Raw genomic sequence first — 16,539 nt, 5'->3', positions numbered from 1 at the left:
CGGAGGACGCGCAACTCGAATTCGCGCGGTGCATGCGGAGGAACGGCGTGGACGTCCCCGACCCCGGCAGCGGCGACCTTGAGGCGATGCGGCTCGGCAAAGGAACCGACCCGAAGAAACTGGAGGCCGCGCTGCACGAATGCCGGCCCTGGCTCCAGGCGGGCGGGAAGCTCCCCGATCTCGAAGACCCTAAGGTCCGTGACCGGTACGTCAAGTTCGCGCAGTGCATGCGCGAGAACGGCGTGAACCTTCCCGACCCGGGGCCGGACGGCCGGCTCAGGTTCCCGTCCGGCGGCATCGACGAGGGCGCGTTCGAGAAGGCCCGCGAGGCGTGCAAGGCCCATCTCACGGTGATCCGCCAGTGAGGCGCCGCGTGATCGCGGGCGGCGCGGCCGTCCTGTCGCTGGTCGGCGGCGGCGCGCTGGCCTGGTCGGCGGACGGCGACGAGGCGGAGGCCGGGCCCCGGACGCGGCCGGCGACCGCCGCGGTGACCCGGGGCGATCTCGTCGACACCGAGACCGTGGACGGCCAACTCACGTACGCCGACGTCCGCGAGGTGTGGACGGGCGCGTCCGGTGTCGTGACATGGGCGCCGGAGCCGGGCGCCACGGTCGAACGCGGCGGAACGCTCCTCGCGGTGGACGGCCGACCGGTCACCCTCATGTACGGCGGCGGCCCCATGTACCGGACGCTCGGCAACGGCGTCTCGGGCAAGGACGTGCGGCAACTCGAACGCAACCTCAAGGCCCTCGGCTACGGCGGCATGACCGTGGACCGCGAGTTCACCGCGGCGACCGAGGCCGCCGTCAGGAAATGGCAGGACGACCGCGGGCTCCCCGAGACCGGCACGGTCGACGCCGCCCAGGTCGTCTTCCTGGACGGGGCCGTCCGCGTCAGGCAGGTCACGGCGCCCGAAGGGAAACGGACGGCGCAGGGACAGCCCGTCCTGACCGTGGCGGGCACCCGGCGCGTCGTCCACGTCGACCTGGACGCCGACCGGCAGGACCTCGCCCGCGAGGGCGCGAAGGTCACGGTCGAGCTGCCGGGCGGCGCGACCGTCAACGGAACGATCACCAAGGTCGGCGGCGTCGCGGAGACGACCGGGGAAGGGCAGGAGAAGAAGACCACGATCGGCGTCGACATCTCCCTGGGCGACGCCCCGACCGGACGCCTGGAGGAGGCGCCGGTCAGCGTCGAACTGGAGAGCCGGCGGCGCGAGAACGTCCTGTCGGTGCCGGTGGAGGCGCTGCTGGCCCTGCGCGAGGGCGGTTTCGGCGTCGAGGTCGTGGACGGCCCGCGCACGCGGCTCGTGCCCGTGCGCGCCGGGACGTTCGGCGGCGGTCGCGTCGAGGTCAGCGGCCCCGGCATCGCCGAAGGCGTGCAGGTCGGGGTGGCGGCCACATGATGCCCACGAACATCGTCGAGCTGACCGGTGTGGCCAAGGAGTACGGCGCCGGTGTCGCCGCGCTGCGCGGAGTCGACCTGACGATCGAGGCGGGGGAACTCGCCGCGATCGTCGGGCCGTCCGGGTCGGGGAAATCGACGCTGCTGCACCTGATCGGGACGCTGGACCGCCCCTCCAGGGGAACCGTGCGGGTCGCCGGTCACGAGGTGGCGGCCCTCGGCGACCGGGAGCTGTCGGCACTGCGCGCCCGCCACATCGGGTTCGTCTTCCAGCACTTCCACCTCGCCGCGGGTGTGAGCGCCCTCGACAACGTCGCCGACGGCCTCCTCTACAGCGGGTCCCGGCCGGGGGAGCGCAGGGAACGGGCGAGGGAGGCCCTCGCCCGGGTCGGGCTCGACCACCGGACCGCGCACCGGCCGCACGAGCTCTCGGGCGGCGAGCGGCAGCGTGTCGCGGTGGCGCGGGCGGTGGTCGGCGACCCCGACCTGCTGCTGGCGGACGAGCCGACCGGCAACCTCGACTCCGCGGCGGGCGCCGAGGTGCTGGCGCTGCTGCGCGAGCTGAACCGCGCCGGCACCACCGTCGCGATCATCACGCACGACCCGGACGTCGCCGCCGGGGCGCCGCGCCGGGTCCGCGTCCTCGACGGCCGGATCGTCGCCGACGAGCGAGCCGACGAGCGAGCGGAGGTCACCCGGTGAACACCATGAGGGAGAGGGCGGCGACGGGCACCCGCCTGCGGCCCGCGCGCCTCGGCGCCGGTGACGTCGTCCGCGTCGGCCTCGGCGGGCTGCGGACCCGTCCGGCCAGGGCGGTGCTGTCCGCGCTCGGCATCGCCATCGGGATCGCCACCATGGTCGCGGTCATCGGGATCTCCTCGTCCGCCGAGCAGGACCTGCTGCGCCGCCTCGACCGGCTCGGCACGAACCTGCTGCGGGCCCAGCCGGGCGACACGCTGTTCGGGGAGAAGGCGGCGCTGCCCGAGTCGGCCCCGGCGATGGTCCGCCGGATCGGGCCGGTCACGGCGGTCGGCGCGACCGGAACGGTGGACGCGACCGTCCGCCGCACCGACCGGATCCCCGCGGAGATCTCGCAGGGCATCGCCGTCCAGGCCGCGACGACGGACCTGCTCGGCACCCTCGACGTGACCGTGTCGAGCGGCGCCTGGCTGAACGCGGGCACGTCCCGCCACCCGGCCGTCGTGCTCGGCTCCGAGGCGGCGCGGCGGCTCGGGCTGGACCGCGCGGGCGGGCAGGTGTGGATCGGCGGCCGCTGGTTCGTCGTCCTCGGCGTCCTGCGACCGGCCGAACTGGCGCCGGAGATCGACCGCTCGGCGCTCGTCGGCTGGGACGCGGCGCGCCGCCATCTCGGGTTCGACGGGCATCCCACGACGATCTACGAACGGTCCGCGGACGCGTCCGTCGACGACGTCCGGGGCGTTCTCGCCCGGACGGTCAACCCCGAGCGCCCCGAGGAGGTCGAGGTCAGCCGCCCCTCGGACGCCCTGGCGGCCAAGGCCGCCGCGACCGGCGCGTTCACCGGCCTGCTGCTCGGGCTCGGCGCCGTCGCGCTGCTCGTCGGCGGCGTCGGCATCGCCAACACGATGGTGATCTCGGTGCTGGAACGGCGATCCGAGATCGGGCTGCGCCGCTCCCTCGGCGCGACCCGCGGGCAGGTCCGCGCGCAGTTCCTCGCCGAGTCGCTGCTGCTGTCGGCGTTCGGCGGCGTCGCCGGGGTCCTGCTCGGCGCGGCGGTCACCACCGGGTTCGCGCTGGCGAGGGGCTGGCCGCCGGTCGTGCCGGGATGGGCGCTCGGCGGCGCGCTCGCCGCCACCCTCGCCGTCGGGGCGGCCGCGGGCCTCTACCCGGCGATGCGCGCGGCGCGGCTCCCGCCGACCGTGGCGCTCGTCGCGACCTGACCCTCTGGCCACGTCACGGCGGAACGGTGCATGATTGGTGGGGCCCGACGAAGTTCCGCGCACGGGGGAGGTGCCGCACGAGTCATGCCGCTGTCACGCCCGCTCCGCGAACGCTGCCGCGAGTTCCTCGGAATCGACGGGGAGATCCGCTACATCTTTCCGGCGTTGACCTACGGCGGCGGCGTGGGCTTCATCTTCGTCATCACCGACGACCAGATCTCGGTGATCTCCACCGGCGCGATGAGCCGCAGCACGCCGAAGAGCGTGTGGGGCAGTTACCCGCGCGGCACCCGCATCGGGCCGGTGGAGACCAACGTGACGCCGTACTTCGAGTTCGCGGGCGCGGACTTCGAGCTGGAGGACGAGTACGTCGCCGTCGTCAACGCGGCCGACGCGGAGATCTTCGCCCGCGACAGCCTTCCCCGCGACCCCCTCCCCGACCTCTGAGGTCTGAACGAGACGGGTCTCAGAGGTCTCCCTTGTGCTCCAGGCGCAGGAAGGCACGGGCGATGGGCTGGGCGGTGAGCGCGACCTGCCAGTGGCGGGCGCCGAGGTCGCGCAGGGCCGCGCCGACGGCCGAGGCGGACGCCTCCGGCGGCGGCGTCCAGGCGAGGCGGCGGACGAGGTCGGGCTGCATCAGGTTCTCCGACGGCATCGAGTGCTCGTCGGCGAGGGCCGCGACGACCGCGCGGGCGGCGGTGAGGCGCTTGGCGGCCTCCGGGTCGCGGTCGGCCCAGCGGTGCGCGGGCGGCGGCCCGTCGCCGGGGACGGTCGAATCCGGCAGCCCGCGGTCGGTGAGCTCGCGGGCGCGGGCGACGGCGCGCAGCCACGCCGACTGGTGGCGGCGGGCGCCGCGGCCCCGCATCGTCGGCAGCGCCTGCAACTCGGCGGGCGTCCGCGGGGCGCGCTGCGCCAGCTCGATGATGGCGGCGTCCTGGAGCACCCGGCCGGGCGACAGATCCCGCTCGCGGGCGATCTTGTCGCGGGCCTCCCAGATCTCCCGGACCGTGGCGAGCGCCCGCCGGTTCCGTACGCGGTGGATGCCGGACGTGCGGCGCCACGGATCCGCCCGCGGCGGCTTCGGCGGCGTCGTCAGGATCGCGGCGAACTCCTCCAGCGCCCACTCCAGCTTGCCCGCGGCCGTCAGCTCCGCGTGCAGCGCGTCGCGCAGCTCCACCAGCAGTTCGACGTCCAGCGCGGCGTAGCGCAGCCAGTCCTCCGGGAGCGGGCGCGTCGACCAGTCGGCCGCCGAATGCCCCTTCTCCAGCACGTATCCCAGCACGTTCTCGACCATGGACCCGAGCCCGACGCGCGGGTAGCCGAGCAGCCGTCCCGCCAGCTCGGTGTCGAACAGCCGGCGCGGAACGAGCCCGACCTCGGCGAGGCAGGGTAGGTCCTGGTTGGCGGCGTGCAGCACCATCTCGGCGCCGGCGAGCACGGCGTCCAGGCCCGACAGGTCGGGCAGCCCGATCGGGTCGATCAGGACCGTGCCGGACCCCGCGCGGCGCAGCTGGATCAGGTAGGCGCGCTGCCCGTACCGGTAGCCGGACGCCCGTTCGGCGTCGACCGCGACGGGCCCCGTGCCCGCCGCGAACGCCGCGATGACACGTTCCAGTTCGGCGGTGCCGGTGATCACGGGCGGGACGCCCTCGCGCGGTTCCAGCAGCGGGACGGCCGGGGGACCGGCGCCGCCCTCGGACTCCGGCCGCGGGGCGGCCTGTGCTGGAACGGTCCCGGACCGCTTCGCGGCCGTGTTCTCCGCACCGGTCTCCCGCTCGGGGCCGGTGGCGCGCGTTTCGGACACTCCCACTGAACCTTTTTCATCTTCGGATCGACGAGCCCCGCGAGACGTCCGGGACACCGGCGGACGAAACGGGCCGTCCGCCTCCGTGTGCTCCCCCGCGGCCGCCCCGACCTCGGGCGGTGGCTCGGGCGGTGGCTCGGACGCTGTGCTCACGTCCCCTACCGTACGTCGCTCAGCCGCCCGCGCCGCCAGGGCGGTCGGGCAGCGCGGCGACACCGGACGGCGGCAACCCCGCCGTGGTGCACATCACCTCGCACCAGGCCGCCACATGCGGGGCGAGGTCGTCGCCCGTCGGGGACCAGGACGCCCGAAGCTCCAACTCGGTGGTGGACGGCTCGCCGCGCTTGTCGCCGAAGCTCTCCGACACCGCGCGGGTGATCGTCCCGGACACGCCCGCGTACCCGGCGGGCTCCAGCGCCTCCAGCAGCCAGTCCCACGCGACGGAGCCGATCAGCTCGTCGGCGGCGATGTCGGGCTCCAGGTCGGCGCGGATGTAGGCGACGATCCGGAAGTCGTTCGTCCAGCCGCCGCGCCCGTCCGGGTCGTACAGGACGATGAGGCGGCCCATGGCGACCTCGGTGTCGTCGTCACGGTAGACGCTGCCGGACATGGCCGCCGCGTAGGGCGCGAGGCTCTGCGGCGCGGGCATCTCCTCCAGGTCGAGCTCCGGTCGGACGCCCGGACCGGCGAGGATCGCCTGGAGGGTGTCGAGGGCCCGCTGGAAGGCAGGTGGGTTCATGGATGGACCGGCCTGGTCGCGGTGGCGTGTACGAGGACGGGGGCGTGCTTCGGATCGATGGTCGGGATGACGGGCCCGTGGCGGCGCGCCGCCACGAACGGGGAGGGCGGCGACGGAGGGACGCGGAGGGGAAGCAGGCACGGCACAGCTGGTTTCGTCTCGGGGGCCGGGCCGGTCAGGCCACGGCCCGCACGGTGGCCGCGGGGGCGGGCGGTCCTGGAACGGGTCCCGAAGCGGCGGCCGCGGGCGCGGCCGGCGGCGAGCCGACGAGCACGGCGGCGCCGCACTCCACGCAGGCGCGCTCGGGGCACTCCTCGCCGTGGCCGTCCGGACACGGCGGCTGCTCGAACTCACGTTCATCACCGCAGGTGGAGCAGTACAAGGGGGACCTCCCTCGGCTATGACACGCATCACGTTCGCACGCGGCGGTGACAGAATGCGGGACTTCGCTCGGCGTGTCCGGAAGTTCGTACCGCTCCGGGCGCCGTTCCCGTGCTTTCTCACCCTCGTTTCATGGGACGATCGCAAGGTGACTGAGAGCCCCTTCCTGCTGGCGTGCCGCCGGCGTCCGGTGCCGCACACGCCGGTGTGGTTCATGCGGCAGGCCGGCCGTTCGCTCCCCGAGTACCTGCGCGTCCGCGACGGCGTCCCGATGCTGGAGTCCTGCGCCCGCCCCGACATGATCGTCGAGATCACGATGCAGCCGGTGCGCCGGTACGCGGTGGACGCGGCGATCTTCTTCAGCGACATCATGGTGCCGCTGAAGGCCATCGGCGTGGACCTCGACATCAAACCGGGCGTGGGGCCCGTCATCGCCGACCCGATCCGCGACGCCGCCGATCTCGCCGCGCTGCGCCCCCTCGTCCCGGACGACGTCCCCTACGTGACCGAAGCCGTCCAAGGCCTGGTCGGCGAGCTGGGCGCGACACCGCTGATCGGCTTCGCGGGCGGCCCGTTCACGCTGGCGTCCTACCTGATCGAGGGCGGGCCGTCGAAGAACCACGAGCGCACCAAGGCCATGATGTACGGCGAGCCGCGGCTGTGGTCCGCCCTCATGGGCCGTCTCGCCGACCTCACGATCGCGTTCCTGAAGGTGCAGGTCGCGGCGGGCGCGAGCGCCGTGCAGGTGTTCGACTCGTGGGTCGGCGCCGTCTCCGCGCACGACTACCGCGAGTCCGTCCTGCCGCACACCCGCCGCATCTTCGCAGAGATCGAGCCGCTCGGCGTCCCCCGCATCCACTTCGGCGTCGGCACGGGTGAACTGCTCGGCCTGATGGGCGAGGCGGGCGCCGACGTCGTCGGCGTCGACTGGCGGGTGCCGCTGGACGAGGCCGCCCGCCGCGTCGACCCCGGCAAAGCCCTCCAGGGCAACCTCGACCCGGCCATCCTGTTCGCCCCATGGGAGACCGTGGAGCGCCGCGCGCAAGACGTGCTCACCCGGGGCCGCACCGCCGAGGGCCACATCTTCAACCTCGGCCACGGCGTCCTTCCGTCCACGGACCCGGACGTCCTGGCCCGCCTCGTGGACTTCGTCCACTCGGTTTAATTGCAGGAACGGCCCACTTCGCTCGCCTTGCGGCTCGCTACGTGACCGTTCCTGGGCGAACGCGCATCGCTTCGCGATCCGCCCGGCTCCGCTCGCCTTCGGCGTCGCTCCACCGGGCGGGTCACGCGTTCGGTGCGGGTTGAGGCCGTTGTGTCTATTACAGGCTCGGCCCACTTCGCTCGCCTTGCGGCTCGCTGCGTGACTGGGCCTGGGCGAACGCGCATCGCTTCGCGATCTGCCCGGTTTCGCTCGCCTTCGGCGTTGCTGCACCGGGCGGGTAACGCGTTCGCGTGCGGGGCTGAGGCTGCCTCGAATCCTGGTTCACGTGGACGGCGGCGGGGGCTGCGGGGCCTCTTCCGTGGGGTTCGTGTGCCTGAATCTGGTCGTGAACGTTCTGAAGCGGGCGCGTAGGCGGCGGCGGAAAACCACTGCCGGGACGGCGAGCAGGATTGCGGTGACGAGGAAGGGCAGGAGCCAGCCCACGAGGACGGCGATGCCGCCGAGGAACGCGGTGAAGGCATTCCAGCCGTCCTGGAGCGCGCCGACGAACCCGTCGCGCTCGTCGTCCTCCGCGGGCGGCGTGATCTCGCTCACCAGCGTCACGGTCACGGTCGCGTACGCGGTGCGGTTACTGAGCGTCTTCTCGCGGGCCTGGAGCGCCTCCAGGTCGGCCTCCCGTTCCGCGATCTCGTTCTCGATGTTGATGATCTCGCTGACGGAGTTCGCCCGTTCGAGGAGCTTGCGGAACGACACGAGCGTCGCCTCGGCGGAGCGGACCCGGGCCTGCACGTCCGCCACCTCGCCCGTGACGTCCTCGGCCTCCTGGGTCAGCGAGAGCTTCTTCCCGAGCTGTGTGGCGAGCTGGTTCAACACGGCGGTGTACTGGGCGGCCGGGATCTTCAGGGCGATCTCGGAGCGGGCCGGGTCGCTGGAGCTGGACTCCCGCTCGACATAGCCGCCGACCGCCGTGACCAGCTGCTTGGCCTTGGCGGCCGAGGCCTCCACGTCGTCCGCCCTGACCCGGAGGCCCGCCGTGTGGACGACCTCACGCCCGTTGTCCAGGGGCGCGTTCGGCGTCTTCCGGGTTCGGGGCGCGGCCGGGGCGCCCTCCTGCCGGAGGCCGTCGCTCGTGGCCGCGGGCGCCCGGCCGCCGTGGTCCACGGCCTTCGACTCGTTGGAACCGCCGTCGTCACCGGCGCAGGCGGACAGTGTTCCGGCGAGCGCGAGAACGGTTAGGGCGTATGCCGCATTTCTGACGATCCGCATGGGCCTTGGACGGCGGTGACCCGGGTCACCGTTCCCGCGGCGGCGTCGCGATCCGGGCACGAACGGGCCACACCGCCGTCACGGCGCGGGCGGGCCCCGGTGCGCGGTCTCCCGGGGCGTCTGGGAGGCTTGGGACATGTCCACGTCCCATGCCGTCGTCGTCGGGGGCGGCATCGCGGGCCTCGCCGCGGCGCGCGAGCTGGCCCGGGGCGGCGTCCGCGTGACCGTGCTGGAGGGCTCCCCGCTGATCGGCGGCAAGCTGCGCGTCAGCGAGATCGCCGGACTCGCGGTGGACGAGGGCGCCGAGTCGGTCCTCACCCGCCGCCCCGAGGCGCTCGACCTGGTCCGCGACCTCGGCCGCGGCGACGACCTGCGCGCCCCCGGCACGACCTCGTCCGCGATCCTCAGCCGTGGCGCGCTCCGGCGGTTCCCGGCCGGGCAGGTGATGGGCGTCCCGTCCGACCTGCGGGCGCTGGCCGCGTCGCGGGTGCTGTCCCCGGCCGGGCTGGCGCGCGTCCCGCTCGACCTCGTCCTGCCCGAGACACCGCGCGGCGGCGACGTGTCCGTCGCCGCGTATGTCGGCGCCCGGCTCGGGCGCGAGGTCGTCGACCGGCTCGTCGAGCCGCTGCTCGGCGGCGTGTTCGCCGGACGGGTCGAACTGCTGTCGTTCGAGACGGCGCTACCCGCCGTCGCCGCCGCCGCGCGCACCCACCGGTCGTTGATCGGCGCCGCGCAGGGCGTCCGGGGCGCGTCGTCCAAGGACTCCGGACCGGTGTTCGCCACCCTCCCGGGCGGCCTCGGCACCCTTCCAGGCCTGGTCGCGGACGACGTCGTCGCCGCCGGAGGAACGGTCCGGACCGGCGCGACCGTCCGCGAGCTGCGCCGCCGCGACGGCGGCTGGCGGCTCACGATCGGCCCGACCCGCGCCCCCGAGCAACTGGACGCCGACGCCGTGGTGATCGCGGTCCCGGCGGCGCCCGCGGCCCGCCTGCTCAAGGCGGACGTCCCCGCCGCCGCCCGGGAACTCGCGGGCATCGAGTACGCGAGCATGGCCATCGTCACGCTCGCCTACCCGGCCGCCGCGTTCCCGCGCCTGCCCAAGGGCAGCGGATACCTCGTCCCCGCCGTGGAGAGCGACCCGGAACGGGGCGGACGCGGCGTCAAGGCCGTCACGTTCAGCTCGGTGAAATGGCCCCACCTGCGCGACCGCGACCCCGGCCTCATCGTGGTGCGCTGCTCCATCGGACGGTTCGGGGAGGAACGCACGCTCCAGCGGTCCGACACGGAGCTGGCGGACGTCGCGGTCGCCGAGCTCGCCGCGACCTGCGGCGTCACCGGGCCGCCCGTCGAGACCCGGGTCACCCGGTGGGGCGGCGGGCTTCCGCAGTACAACGTGGGCCACGCCGACCGCGTGGCCAGGGTCCGGGCCGCGGTCGCCGACCAGCCGGGCCTCGCCGTCGCGGGCGCCGCCTACGACGGCCTGGGCGTGCCCGCCTGCGTCGCCTCGGCGCACGCGGCGGCCACCCGGATATTGGACGACCTGCGCAGCCGAGAAGGAGCAGATCATGGCGCAGAAGGCACGCGAGCTCAATAACGTCATCCGCTACACGATGTGGTCGGTGTTCCGGCTCACCGCCCCCGGAACGGTCGGCGAGCACGACGCGGCCGAGGTCCAGGACCTCCTCGACCAGGTCGCCGAGAAGGACGTCACCACCCGCGGCGCCTACGACGTCGCCGGGCTGCGCGCCGACGCCGACTACATGTTCTGGTGGCACGCGCCCACGTCCGACGACCTCCAGGAGGTCTACACCCGGTTCCGCCGGACGCACCTGGGCCGCGCGAGCGAGCCGGTGTGGTCGCAGATGGCGCTGCACCGCCCGGCCGAGTTCAACAAGAGCCACATCCCGGCGTTCCTCGCCGACGAGGAGCCGCGTCCCTACGTGTGCGTGTACCCGTTCGTCCGGTCGTACGAGTGGTACCTGCTGCCGGACGAGGAGCGCCGCGCGATGCTCGCCGAGCACGGGATGATGGCCCGCGAGTACCCGGACGTCCGGGCGAACACGGTGTCGGCGTTCGCGCTCGGCGACTACGAGTGGATGCTGGCGTTCGAGGCCGACGAGCTGCACCGCATCGTCGACCTCATGCGCCATCTACGGGGCGCGAAGGCCCGCCTCCACACCCGCGAGGAGATCCCGTTCTACACGGGGCGTCGCAGGTCCGTCGCGGAACTGGTCGCCGGCCTCGCCTAGGACGCTACCCGGCGGGTTCGAGGGTGAGCGAGATCGAGTTGATGCAGTACCGGTCGTCGGTGGGCGTGCCGTAGCCCTCGCCGTGGAAGACGTGGCCGAGGTGCGAGTCGCACGTCGCGCACCGCACCTCGGTGCGGACCATGCCGAGGGAACGGTCCTCGATCAACGTGACGGCGGTGGAGTCGGACGGCGCGTAGAACGACGGCCAGCCGCAGTGACTCTCGAACTTGGTCTCCGACCGGAACAGCTCCGTCCCGCAGCCACGGCACCGGTACACCCCGACGGTCTTGGTGTCGGTGTACTTCCCGGTGAAGGGCCGCTCCGTGCCCGCCTGCCGCAGCACGCGGAACTCCTCGGGGCTGAGCTCGGCCCGCCACTCTTCCTCGCTCTTGTGGATCTTCTGCATACACCCGACCGTACCCGGCGGCCTGTCCCACCTGTGGGTTAACGTGCAGACATGGCCTCGCCCTATATAGAGATCCCGGTCGGGGATCGGCTCGTCAAGGTGTCCAACCCCGACAAGGTCTATTTCCCCGAGCACGGCTACACCAAGCGGCAGCTCGTGGAGTACTACGTGGCCGTGGGGGAGGGGATCCTGCGCGCCACCCGCGACCGTCCGACGACGCTGGAGCGCTGGCCCGCGGGCGTCTTCGAGGGCGCCCGGATGGCCACCCGGGAGGACTACGCCCGCGGCCAGGCGGGCATGGGCGGCGGAAAGTCGGACGCCTTCTACCAGAAGCGCGTCCCCAAGGGCGCCCCCGACTGGGTGCGCACCTCCCGGATCGCGTTCCCCAGCGGCCGCTCCGCCGACGAGGTCCGCCCGACGGAGGTCGCCGTCATCGCCTGGGCCGCCAACCTCGGTACGCTGACGTTCCACCCGTGGCCCGTCCGGGACGGCGACGTCGATCATCCGGACGAACTGCGCATCGACCTCGACCCGCAGCCCGGCACCGACTTCTCCGACGCCGTCCGCGTCGCCCTCGGTCCCGCCCGCGACCTGCTGGCGGAGCTGGGCCTCACCGGTTTCGTCAAGACGTCCGGCAAGGGCGGGGTGCACATCTACGTCCGTATCGAGCCCCGCTGGTCGTTCACCGAGGTCCGCCGGGCCGCCCTCGCGTTCGGCCGCGAGGTGGAACGCCGCACCCCCTCCGAGGTCACCACTAAATGGTGGAAAGAGGAAAGAGGGGAACAAGTTTTTATCGATTACAACCAAAATGCACGGGACAGGACGATCGCGTCCGCCTACAGCGTGCGCCCGGTCCCGCACGCCGCCGTCTCGGCCCCCGTGACATGGGACGAACTCGCCGACGTCGACCCGCACGACTTCACCATCGCCACCATGCCCGCCCGCTTCGCCGAGGTGGGCGACCTGCACGCCGCCATCGACGACGAGTCGTTCTCCATCGAGGGTCTCCTCGACCTCGCCGACCGCGACGAACGCGACCACGGCCTCGGCGACATGCCGTATCCGCCCAACTACCCGAAGATGCCGGGCGAGCCGAAACGCGTCCAACCCAGCAAGGACACCGACAACCGCTGACACGGGGAGCAGTTTGATCGGCGGGCCGCGACCGACGCCCACGCCCCGCCACTTCGACGTCCCCGTGTGCTGGTTTTCTCATGCCGAATTCGCCTGGCCGATGTCGGACGATTTCGGCGCCGCCGTATGAGCTGGACGCTTTGCGTTGTGTGATCGACTCGGTCGTTTCTCCTCTCTATCCGCAATTGCCGGAGTCATTTAGCGTGCTGTTCGTCCGACGAATGATCGGGCTTGCCGTCGACGTCTCCCGGAAGGAGCACGATGGACCGGCCGCACAACGGCTCTTCTCGCCGGAAGTTCCTAGGCATGGCCGCTTCCGCCGCTTTGTCGCAGGTCATGACCGGTGCCCTCCCGGCCGACGCGGCGACCGCGCCCACCGGCCTACTGAAGCCGCCCGGGAGGAGGGGCGGCGGCAGGACCGTCGCGATCCTCGGCGCCGGGGTCAGCGGGCTGACCGCCGCGCTGAAGTTCGCCGAGGCGGGCTACAAGGTGACCGTTCTGGAGGCGCAGGGGCGCGTCGGCGGGCGCAACCTCACCGTCCGGCGCGGGGACACGATCACCGAGGTATGGGAGGACGGCTCGGTCCGCACCCAGAAATGCCGATTCGATCGCGGTCTCCACGCCGACCTCGGACCTGCGCGCTTTTCCTACGAGCACCAGCGTGTCATCGGAATGTGCCGCAGGCTCGGCGTCCCGCTCCAACCGTATCTGATACGGAGCGCCGCGAACCTGTACCAGACCGACAGGGTGTGGCGGCGGGCGCCCGTGTCCAACGGCCGGATCTCCAACGATGTCCGCGGATATGTCGCCCAGCTCGCGGCGGCGGCCGTCAAGAAGGGGCTGCCCGACGCCGGCGGACTGAGCGACGCCCAACGCGGCAGGCTGCTGGACCTGCTGGCCGCGTTCGGCGATCTCGACACGGAGGACCACGTCTACCAGGGGTCCTTGCGCTCGGGTGTGGCCGTGCCGCCCAGCATCCCGACGTGGGCGGAGAAGATCGACCCGCTGTCTCTCCGCGACATCGTGGAGAGTGGATTCTGGGAGCAGCGCTTCTGGGACGAACTCGAATACGGCTACCAGGCCACATTATTCCAACCGGTCGGCGGAATGGACAGGATCGTCCGTGGCATGGCGTCCGCGCTGCCCGCCGGGACCGTCACTCTCAACGCTCCGGTGCACGCCATCCGATCCGGCGAGGACGGGGTGCGGGTCGCGTGGAAGGACGCCGACGGCGAACACGATGAGCGTTTCGACTACTGCCTGAGCAGCATTCCCGTCCCGGTCCTGCGGCAGAGCGTCCAGCTCAAGGGCTTCTCCCGCGACTTCGCCCGCGCCGTCGCCGACGTCGAGTTCGTGCCGGGGTGCAAGATGGGCTGGCAGGCGAACCGGCGGTTCTGGGAGTCGGGGAAGAACCGGATCTACGGTGGCGTGAGCTGGGTCGACGACGAGATCCAGCAGATCTGGTACCCGTCCGGGGACTACTTCTCCGCGGCCGACAAGGGCATCTTGATCGGCGCCTACTGCGCCTACGACAACGGGGCGAGGTTCGGCGCCCGCTCGCACGCCGGGCGCCTGGAGACGGCACGGGCCGCCGGGGCGAGGCTGCACCGCGAGTTCACCGACCGGTCCGTCATCCCGGACCGGCAGGGTCTGAGCGTCGCCTGGCACAAGGTGCCCTACCAGCTCGGCGCATGGGCCCACTGGGACCGCGGCGTCCCCGAGCACCGGGAGATGTACGAGACCTTGATCAACGTCCAGGGGCACGGCAACGTCATGGTGATCGGCGACCAGGTCTGCCCGCTGCCCGGCTGGCAGGAGGGCGCGATGATGTCCGCGGAGTGGGCCTTCGAGACCATCAACGGTGACCGGCGCGGCACCCGTGCGACCGTCCGGCAGGTCCCGGATTCCCGGCGGCTGACGACCGGCCGCTGACCCCGCGCTCCGGCACGGCGAGGCCGCCGCCCCCGAGGGGACGGCGGCCTCGACACGGATTCTCAGTGGAACCTGCGTTCCTGGACGGGAAGCGTCACGTTCGACGGCCCCGGCCACCTCGTCTTCGACCGCGGCGGGACGAGCGCCTTGGCGTCGTCCTCGAACCCGGTCAACGGGAGGCTGAAGGAGCTGTTGTGCAGGTCGACCGTCACCTTGGCGCCGGTCGGCGTCTCGGTGTTGTAGTCGGCGTCCGTCCCGGCGATGATCAGCCCCAGCCGGTGCCCCTTCTTCAGCTTGTACTCCTGGGTGAGCGTCTCCCACCGGACGTCGTAGTAGCGTCCCGGCTCCAGCGGCGTCGGGTTGCTCAGCGACCGGTCGTTCTGGGCGTCGAGCCAGCCGCGCGCCACGACGTTCACCGCCGACTTCACCGTGGTGACCGCCGTCTGCTTGTAGCAGGCGTCGTCGGCGGGGACGCTCTCCCCGTGGCAGTCCTCGGTGTTGAGGGTCCGGATGCCCGAGCCGGTGCCGAGGTAGTCGACGCGGGTGTCCTCGCCGTAGTCGACGAGCAGCGCGGTCAGGTTGGCCGTCGGCTTGTCCAGCTTGATCCGCAGTTCCGCGTCGGGCGTTCCGGAGATGCGGGACGTACCCCCCAACGGCTCCGACACGAAGGCGACCCGGTACGGGCGGGCCGTCCCCGGCGAGCTGACCATGTCGCCCTCCGGGTAGCCCTTGCCGTTCGGCCCGGGCGCGTCGGTGAACGTGACGGTCGAGCCCTCCGGGGCGCGGTCCCCGATGCCGAACCCGCCGTTCTCAAGGGGCCGCATCTGGATGTAGATGCCGTTCTGGGACGGCCAGTCCTCCTCGGTGACCCACTGGTCGGGGCCGACCTCGATGTCGGCGCGCGGCTCGTCCATCACCCCGTTGCGGACCTTGTGCAGCTCATGGTCGAACCACTTGTGCAGGGCCGCGACCCAGTCGGCCCGCCGGATGTCGAACGGGTCGACGTGGCCGCGCTGCGACAGCCACACCTTCCGCTCGACGCCCTGCCTCGCGAGGGCCTGCCACCACACCGCGAAATGGTCGTCCTTGACGTTCAGGTCGTTGACACCGTGATAGGCGAAGACGCTGGCGCGGACGTTGCCGACGTTGCCGATGGTGCCGTCCAGGTAGTCGGCGGTCTTCCAGTAGTCGTTGTAGTTGCCGGTCCTGTCGTCCTGGTCCCTCGCGAGATCGTCGCGGACGGCGGCGCACTTCGCGGGCGGGTCGGTGTCGACGTAGTCGGCGAGCCACTGCTGGTAGCCCGTCCGGTACAGCACGCCGTTCATGCGGCTGTAGCGGTACCAGGTGCTGATCGCCGAGATCGGCACGATCGTCTCCAGGCCCTCCACGCCGGTCGCGGCGACCCCGTTGGCGAGCGTCCCGTCGTACGACTTGCCGATCATGGCGGTGCGCCCGGTCGACCAGGTCGCGGCCACCTGGGAGCCGTTCGCCCGGTACGCCTTCGCGCGCCCGTTCAACCAGTCGACGACGGCCTTCCCGCCGAGGACGTCGGACGGGCCGCCGCTCACCGGGCAGCCGTCCGACTTGGTCGTGCCCACCATGTCCACGGCGAGGAACGCGTAACCGCGCGGCACGAAGTAGTTGTCGTAGTACAGCGGGAACTTCGTCGGGTTCCCGGCGGCGTCGTAGGTCTTGCGCTCGTTCTCGTTACCGCGTCCCGCGTTGTCGTAGTAGGGACTCTCATCCATGATCACCGGCACCTTGAGACCGTTCTGGGTCTCCTTGGGCCGGACGATGTCCACGCGGACCCGGTCACGCCTGCCGTCACGGTCGCTGTCCACGGTCGACTCGACGTACACGTGCTCGCGGATCGCGTCCTTGTAGGAGAAGACCGGCTGCGTCACACCGCCCTTCACCACGATCTTGGGAGTCGTCTGCGCCAGGGCCGCCGCCCCGCCCGCCGCGGCGAGTGCCGCGCCGGTGAGCACGGCCACCGTCATCGTCCGCCGGGTTCGTCTCAGGGATCGCCTGGCCAACCCGCACCTCCTAGAGGAAGAATGATCTCTACGGAGGCACAGGCTCCTCTTCGCCGTACACCCCGTAAAGAGCGGAACCGGCCCAACCAGTGCCAGATCCTGGC

Annotated in this window: 16 protein-coding genes; 10 read left to right on the top strand and 6 right to left on the bottom strand. The window is 72.3% G+C overall.

Annotated features, from left to right (window positions below):
• The first annotated feature begins 47 nt into the window (after window positions 1–47).
• The 5 genes from D0T12_RS25575 (at window position 48) to D0T12_RS25555 (ending at window position 3,770) form a co-directional block, all read left to right on the top strand.
• Window positions 48–365 (top strand): hypothetical protein, encoded by a 318-nt coding sequence (locus D0T12_RS25575; RefSeq protein ID WP_147339628.1) that lies wholly within the window; start codon window positions 48–50, stop codon window positions 363–365.
• Entirely contained in the window at window positions 362–1,405 is a 1,044-nt protein-coding gene (locus D0T12_RS25570; RefSeq protein WP_233526285.1) for a peptidoglycan-binding protein, read from the top strand. The genes D0T12_RS25575 and D0T12_RS25570 overlap by 4 nt, the downstream gene beginning before the upstream one ends.
• The gene (locus tag D0T12_RS25565; protein WP_199487708.1) at window positions 1,405–2,106 is read left to right on the top strand and encodes an ABC transporter ATP-binding protein; all 702 of its coding nucleotides are present in this window, start codon (window positions 1,405–1,407) and stop codon (window positions 2,104–2,106) included. The genes D0T12_RS25570 and D0T12_RS25565 overlap by 1 nt, the downstream gene beginning before the upstream one ends.
• A 5-nt stretch (window positions 2,107–2,111) precedes the next feature.
• Window positions 2,112–3,323 (top strand): ABC transporter permease, encoded by a 1,212-nt coding sequence (locus D0T12_RS25560; RefSeq protein ID WP_117402507.1) that lies wholly within the window; start codon window positions 2,112–2,114, stop codon window positions 3,321–3,323.
• An 84-nt stretch (window positions 3,324–3,407) separates the two neighbouring features.
• A complete protein-coding gene (locus D0T12_RS25555) occupies window positions 3,408–3,770 on the top strand; it encodes a hypothetical protein (protein ID WP_117402300.1) in 363 nt (120 codons plus the stop codon).
• A gap of 19 nt (window positions 3,771–3,789) precedes the next feature.
• Here D0T12_RS25555 and D0T12_RS25550 read toward each other — a convergent pair whose 3' ends face one another.
• The 3 genes from D0T12_RS25550 to D0T12_RS25540 all read right to left on the bottom strand — a co-directional run bounded on the left by D0T12_RS25550 (window position 3,790) and on the right by D0T12_RS25540 (window position 6,248).
• Window positions 3,790–4,989, bottom strand: a complete 1,200-nt coding sequence (locus D0T12_RS25550; protein WP_199487707.1) for a ribonuclease D — start codon at window positions 4,987–4,989, stop codon at window positions 3,790–3,792.
• A gap of 310 nt (window positions 4,990–5,299) precedes the next feature.
• A complete protein-coding gene (locus D0T12_RS25545) occupies window positions 5,300–5,866 on the bottom strand; it encodes a DUF3000 domain-containing protein (protein WP_117402296.1) in 567 nt (188 codons plus the stop codon).
• A 175-nt stretch (window positions 5,867–6,041) separates the two neighbouring features.
• Entirely contained in the window at window positions 6,042–6,248 is a 207-nt protein-coding gene (locus D0T12_RS25540) for a hypothetical protein (protein ID WP_117402294.1), read from the bottom strand.
• Between the two features lie 147 nt (window positions 6,249–6,395).
• On the opposite strand from D0T12_RS25540, the gene hemE reads away from it, so the two are divergent.
• On the top strand, window positions 6,396–7,412 hold the full coding sequence (gene hemE / locus D0T12_RS25535; RefSeq protein WP_267900422.1) for a uroporphyrinogen decarboxylase: 1,017 nt from the start codon (window positions 6,396–6,398) through the stop codon (window positions 7,410–7,412).
• 321 nt (window positions 7,413–7,733) lie between these two features.
• Here the strand turns inward: hemE and D0T12_RS25530 are convergent, their stop codons facing one another.
• Window positions 7,734–8,678: a DUF4349 domain-containing protein gene (locus D0T12_RS25530; RefSeq protein WP_117402292.1), complete on the bottom strand. Its 945-nt coding sequence runs from the start codon at window positions 8,676–8,678 to the stop codon at window positions 7,734–7,736.
• 136 nt (window positions 8,679–8,814) lie between these two features.
• Here D0T12_RS25530 and hemG point away from each other — a divergent pair, with 136 nt between their 5' ends.
• The gene (gene hemG / locus D0T12_RS25525; RefSeq protein WP_117402289.1) at window positions 8,815–10,272 is read left to right on the top strand and encodes a protoporphyrinogen oxidase; all 1,458 of its coding nucleotides are present in this window, start codon (window positions 8,815–8,817) and stop codon (window positions 10,270–10,272) included.
• Window positions 10,244–10,927: a hydrogen peroxide-dependent heme synthase gene (gene hemQ / locus D0T12_RS25520; protein WP_117402287.1), complete on the top strand. Its 684-nt coding sequence runs from the start codon at window positions 10,244–10,246 to the stop codon at window positions 10,925–10,927. Before hemG ends, hemQ begins: the two co-directional genes overlap by 29 nt.
• Before the next feature lie 4 nt (window positions 10,928–10,931).
• Here hemQ and msrB read toward each other — a convergent pair whose 3' ends face one another.
• Window positions 10,932–11,333, bottom strand: a complete 402-nt coding sequence (gene msrB / locus D0T12_RS25515) for a peptide-methionine (R)-S-oxide reductase MsrB (RefSeq protein WP_117402285.1) — start codon at window positions 11,331–11,333, stop codon at window positions 10,932–10,934.
• Between the two features lie 51 nt (window positions 11,334–11,384).
• Between msrB and D0T12_RS25510 the strand changes: the two genes are divergently transcribed.
• Together D0T12_RS25510 and D0T12_RS25505 are read left to right on the top strand one after the other, a co-directional pair.
• A complete protein-coding gene (locus D0T12_RS25510) occupies window positions 11,385–12,467 on the top strand; it encodes a DNA polymerase domain-containing protein (RefSeq protein ID WP_117402282.1) in 1,083 nt (360 codons plus the stop codon).
• Between the two features lie 306 nt (window positions 12,468–12,773).
• The gene (locus tag D0T12_RS25505; protein WP_158581629.1) at window positions 12,774–14,399 is read left to right on the top strand and encodes a flavin monoamine oxidase family protein; all 1,626 of its coding nucleotides are present in this window, start codon (window positions 12,774–12,776) and stop codon (window positions 14,397–14,399) included.
• A gap of 62 nt (window positions 14,400–14,461) precedes the next feature.
• On the opposite strand, the gene D0T12_RS25500 is transcribed toward D0T12_RS25505, so the two are convergent.
• A complete protein-coding gene (locus D0T12_RS25500; RefSeq protein WP_117402278.1) occupies window positions 14,462–16,399 on the bottom strand; it encodes a Xaa-Pro dipeptidyl-peptidase in 1,938 nt (645 codons plus the stop codon).
• Window positions 16,400–16,539 lie beyond the last annotated feature (140 nt).

The sequence above is a fragment of the Actinomadura spongiicola genome, from assembly GCF_003432485.1.
GTDB classification, from domain to species: domain Bacteria; phylum Actinomycetota; class Actinomycetes; order Streptosporangiales; family Streptosporangiaceae; genus Spirillospora; species Spirillospora spongiicola.
The sequence above is the reverse complement of the archived record's forward strand: the minus strand, read 5'-3'. Positions and strand labels throughout refer to the sequence as shown.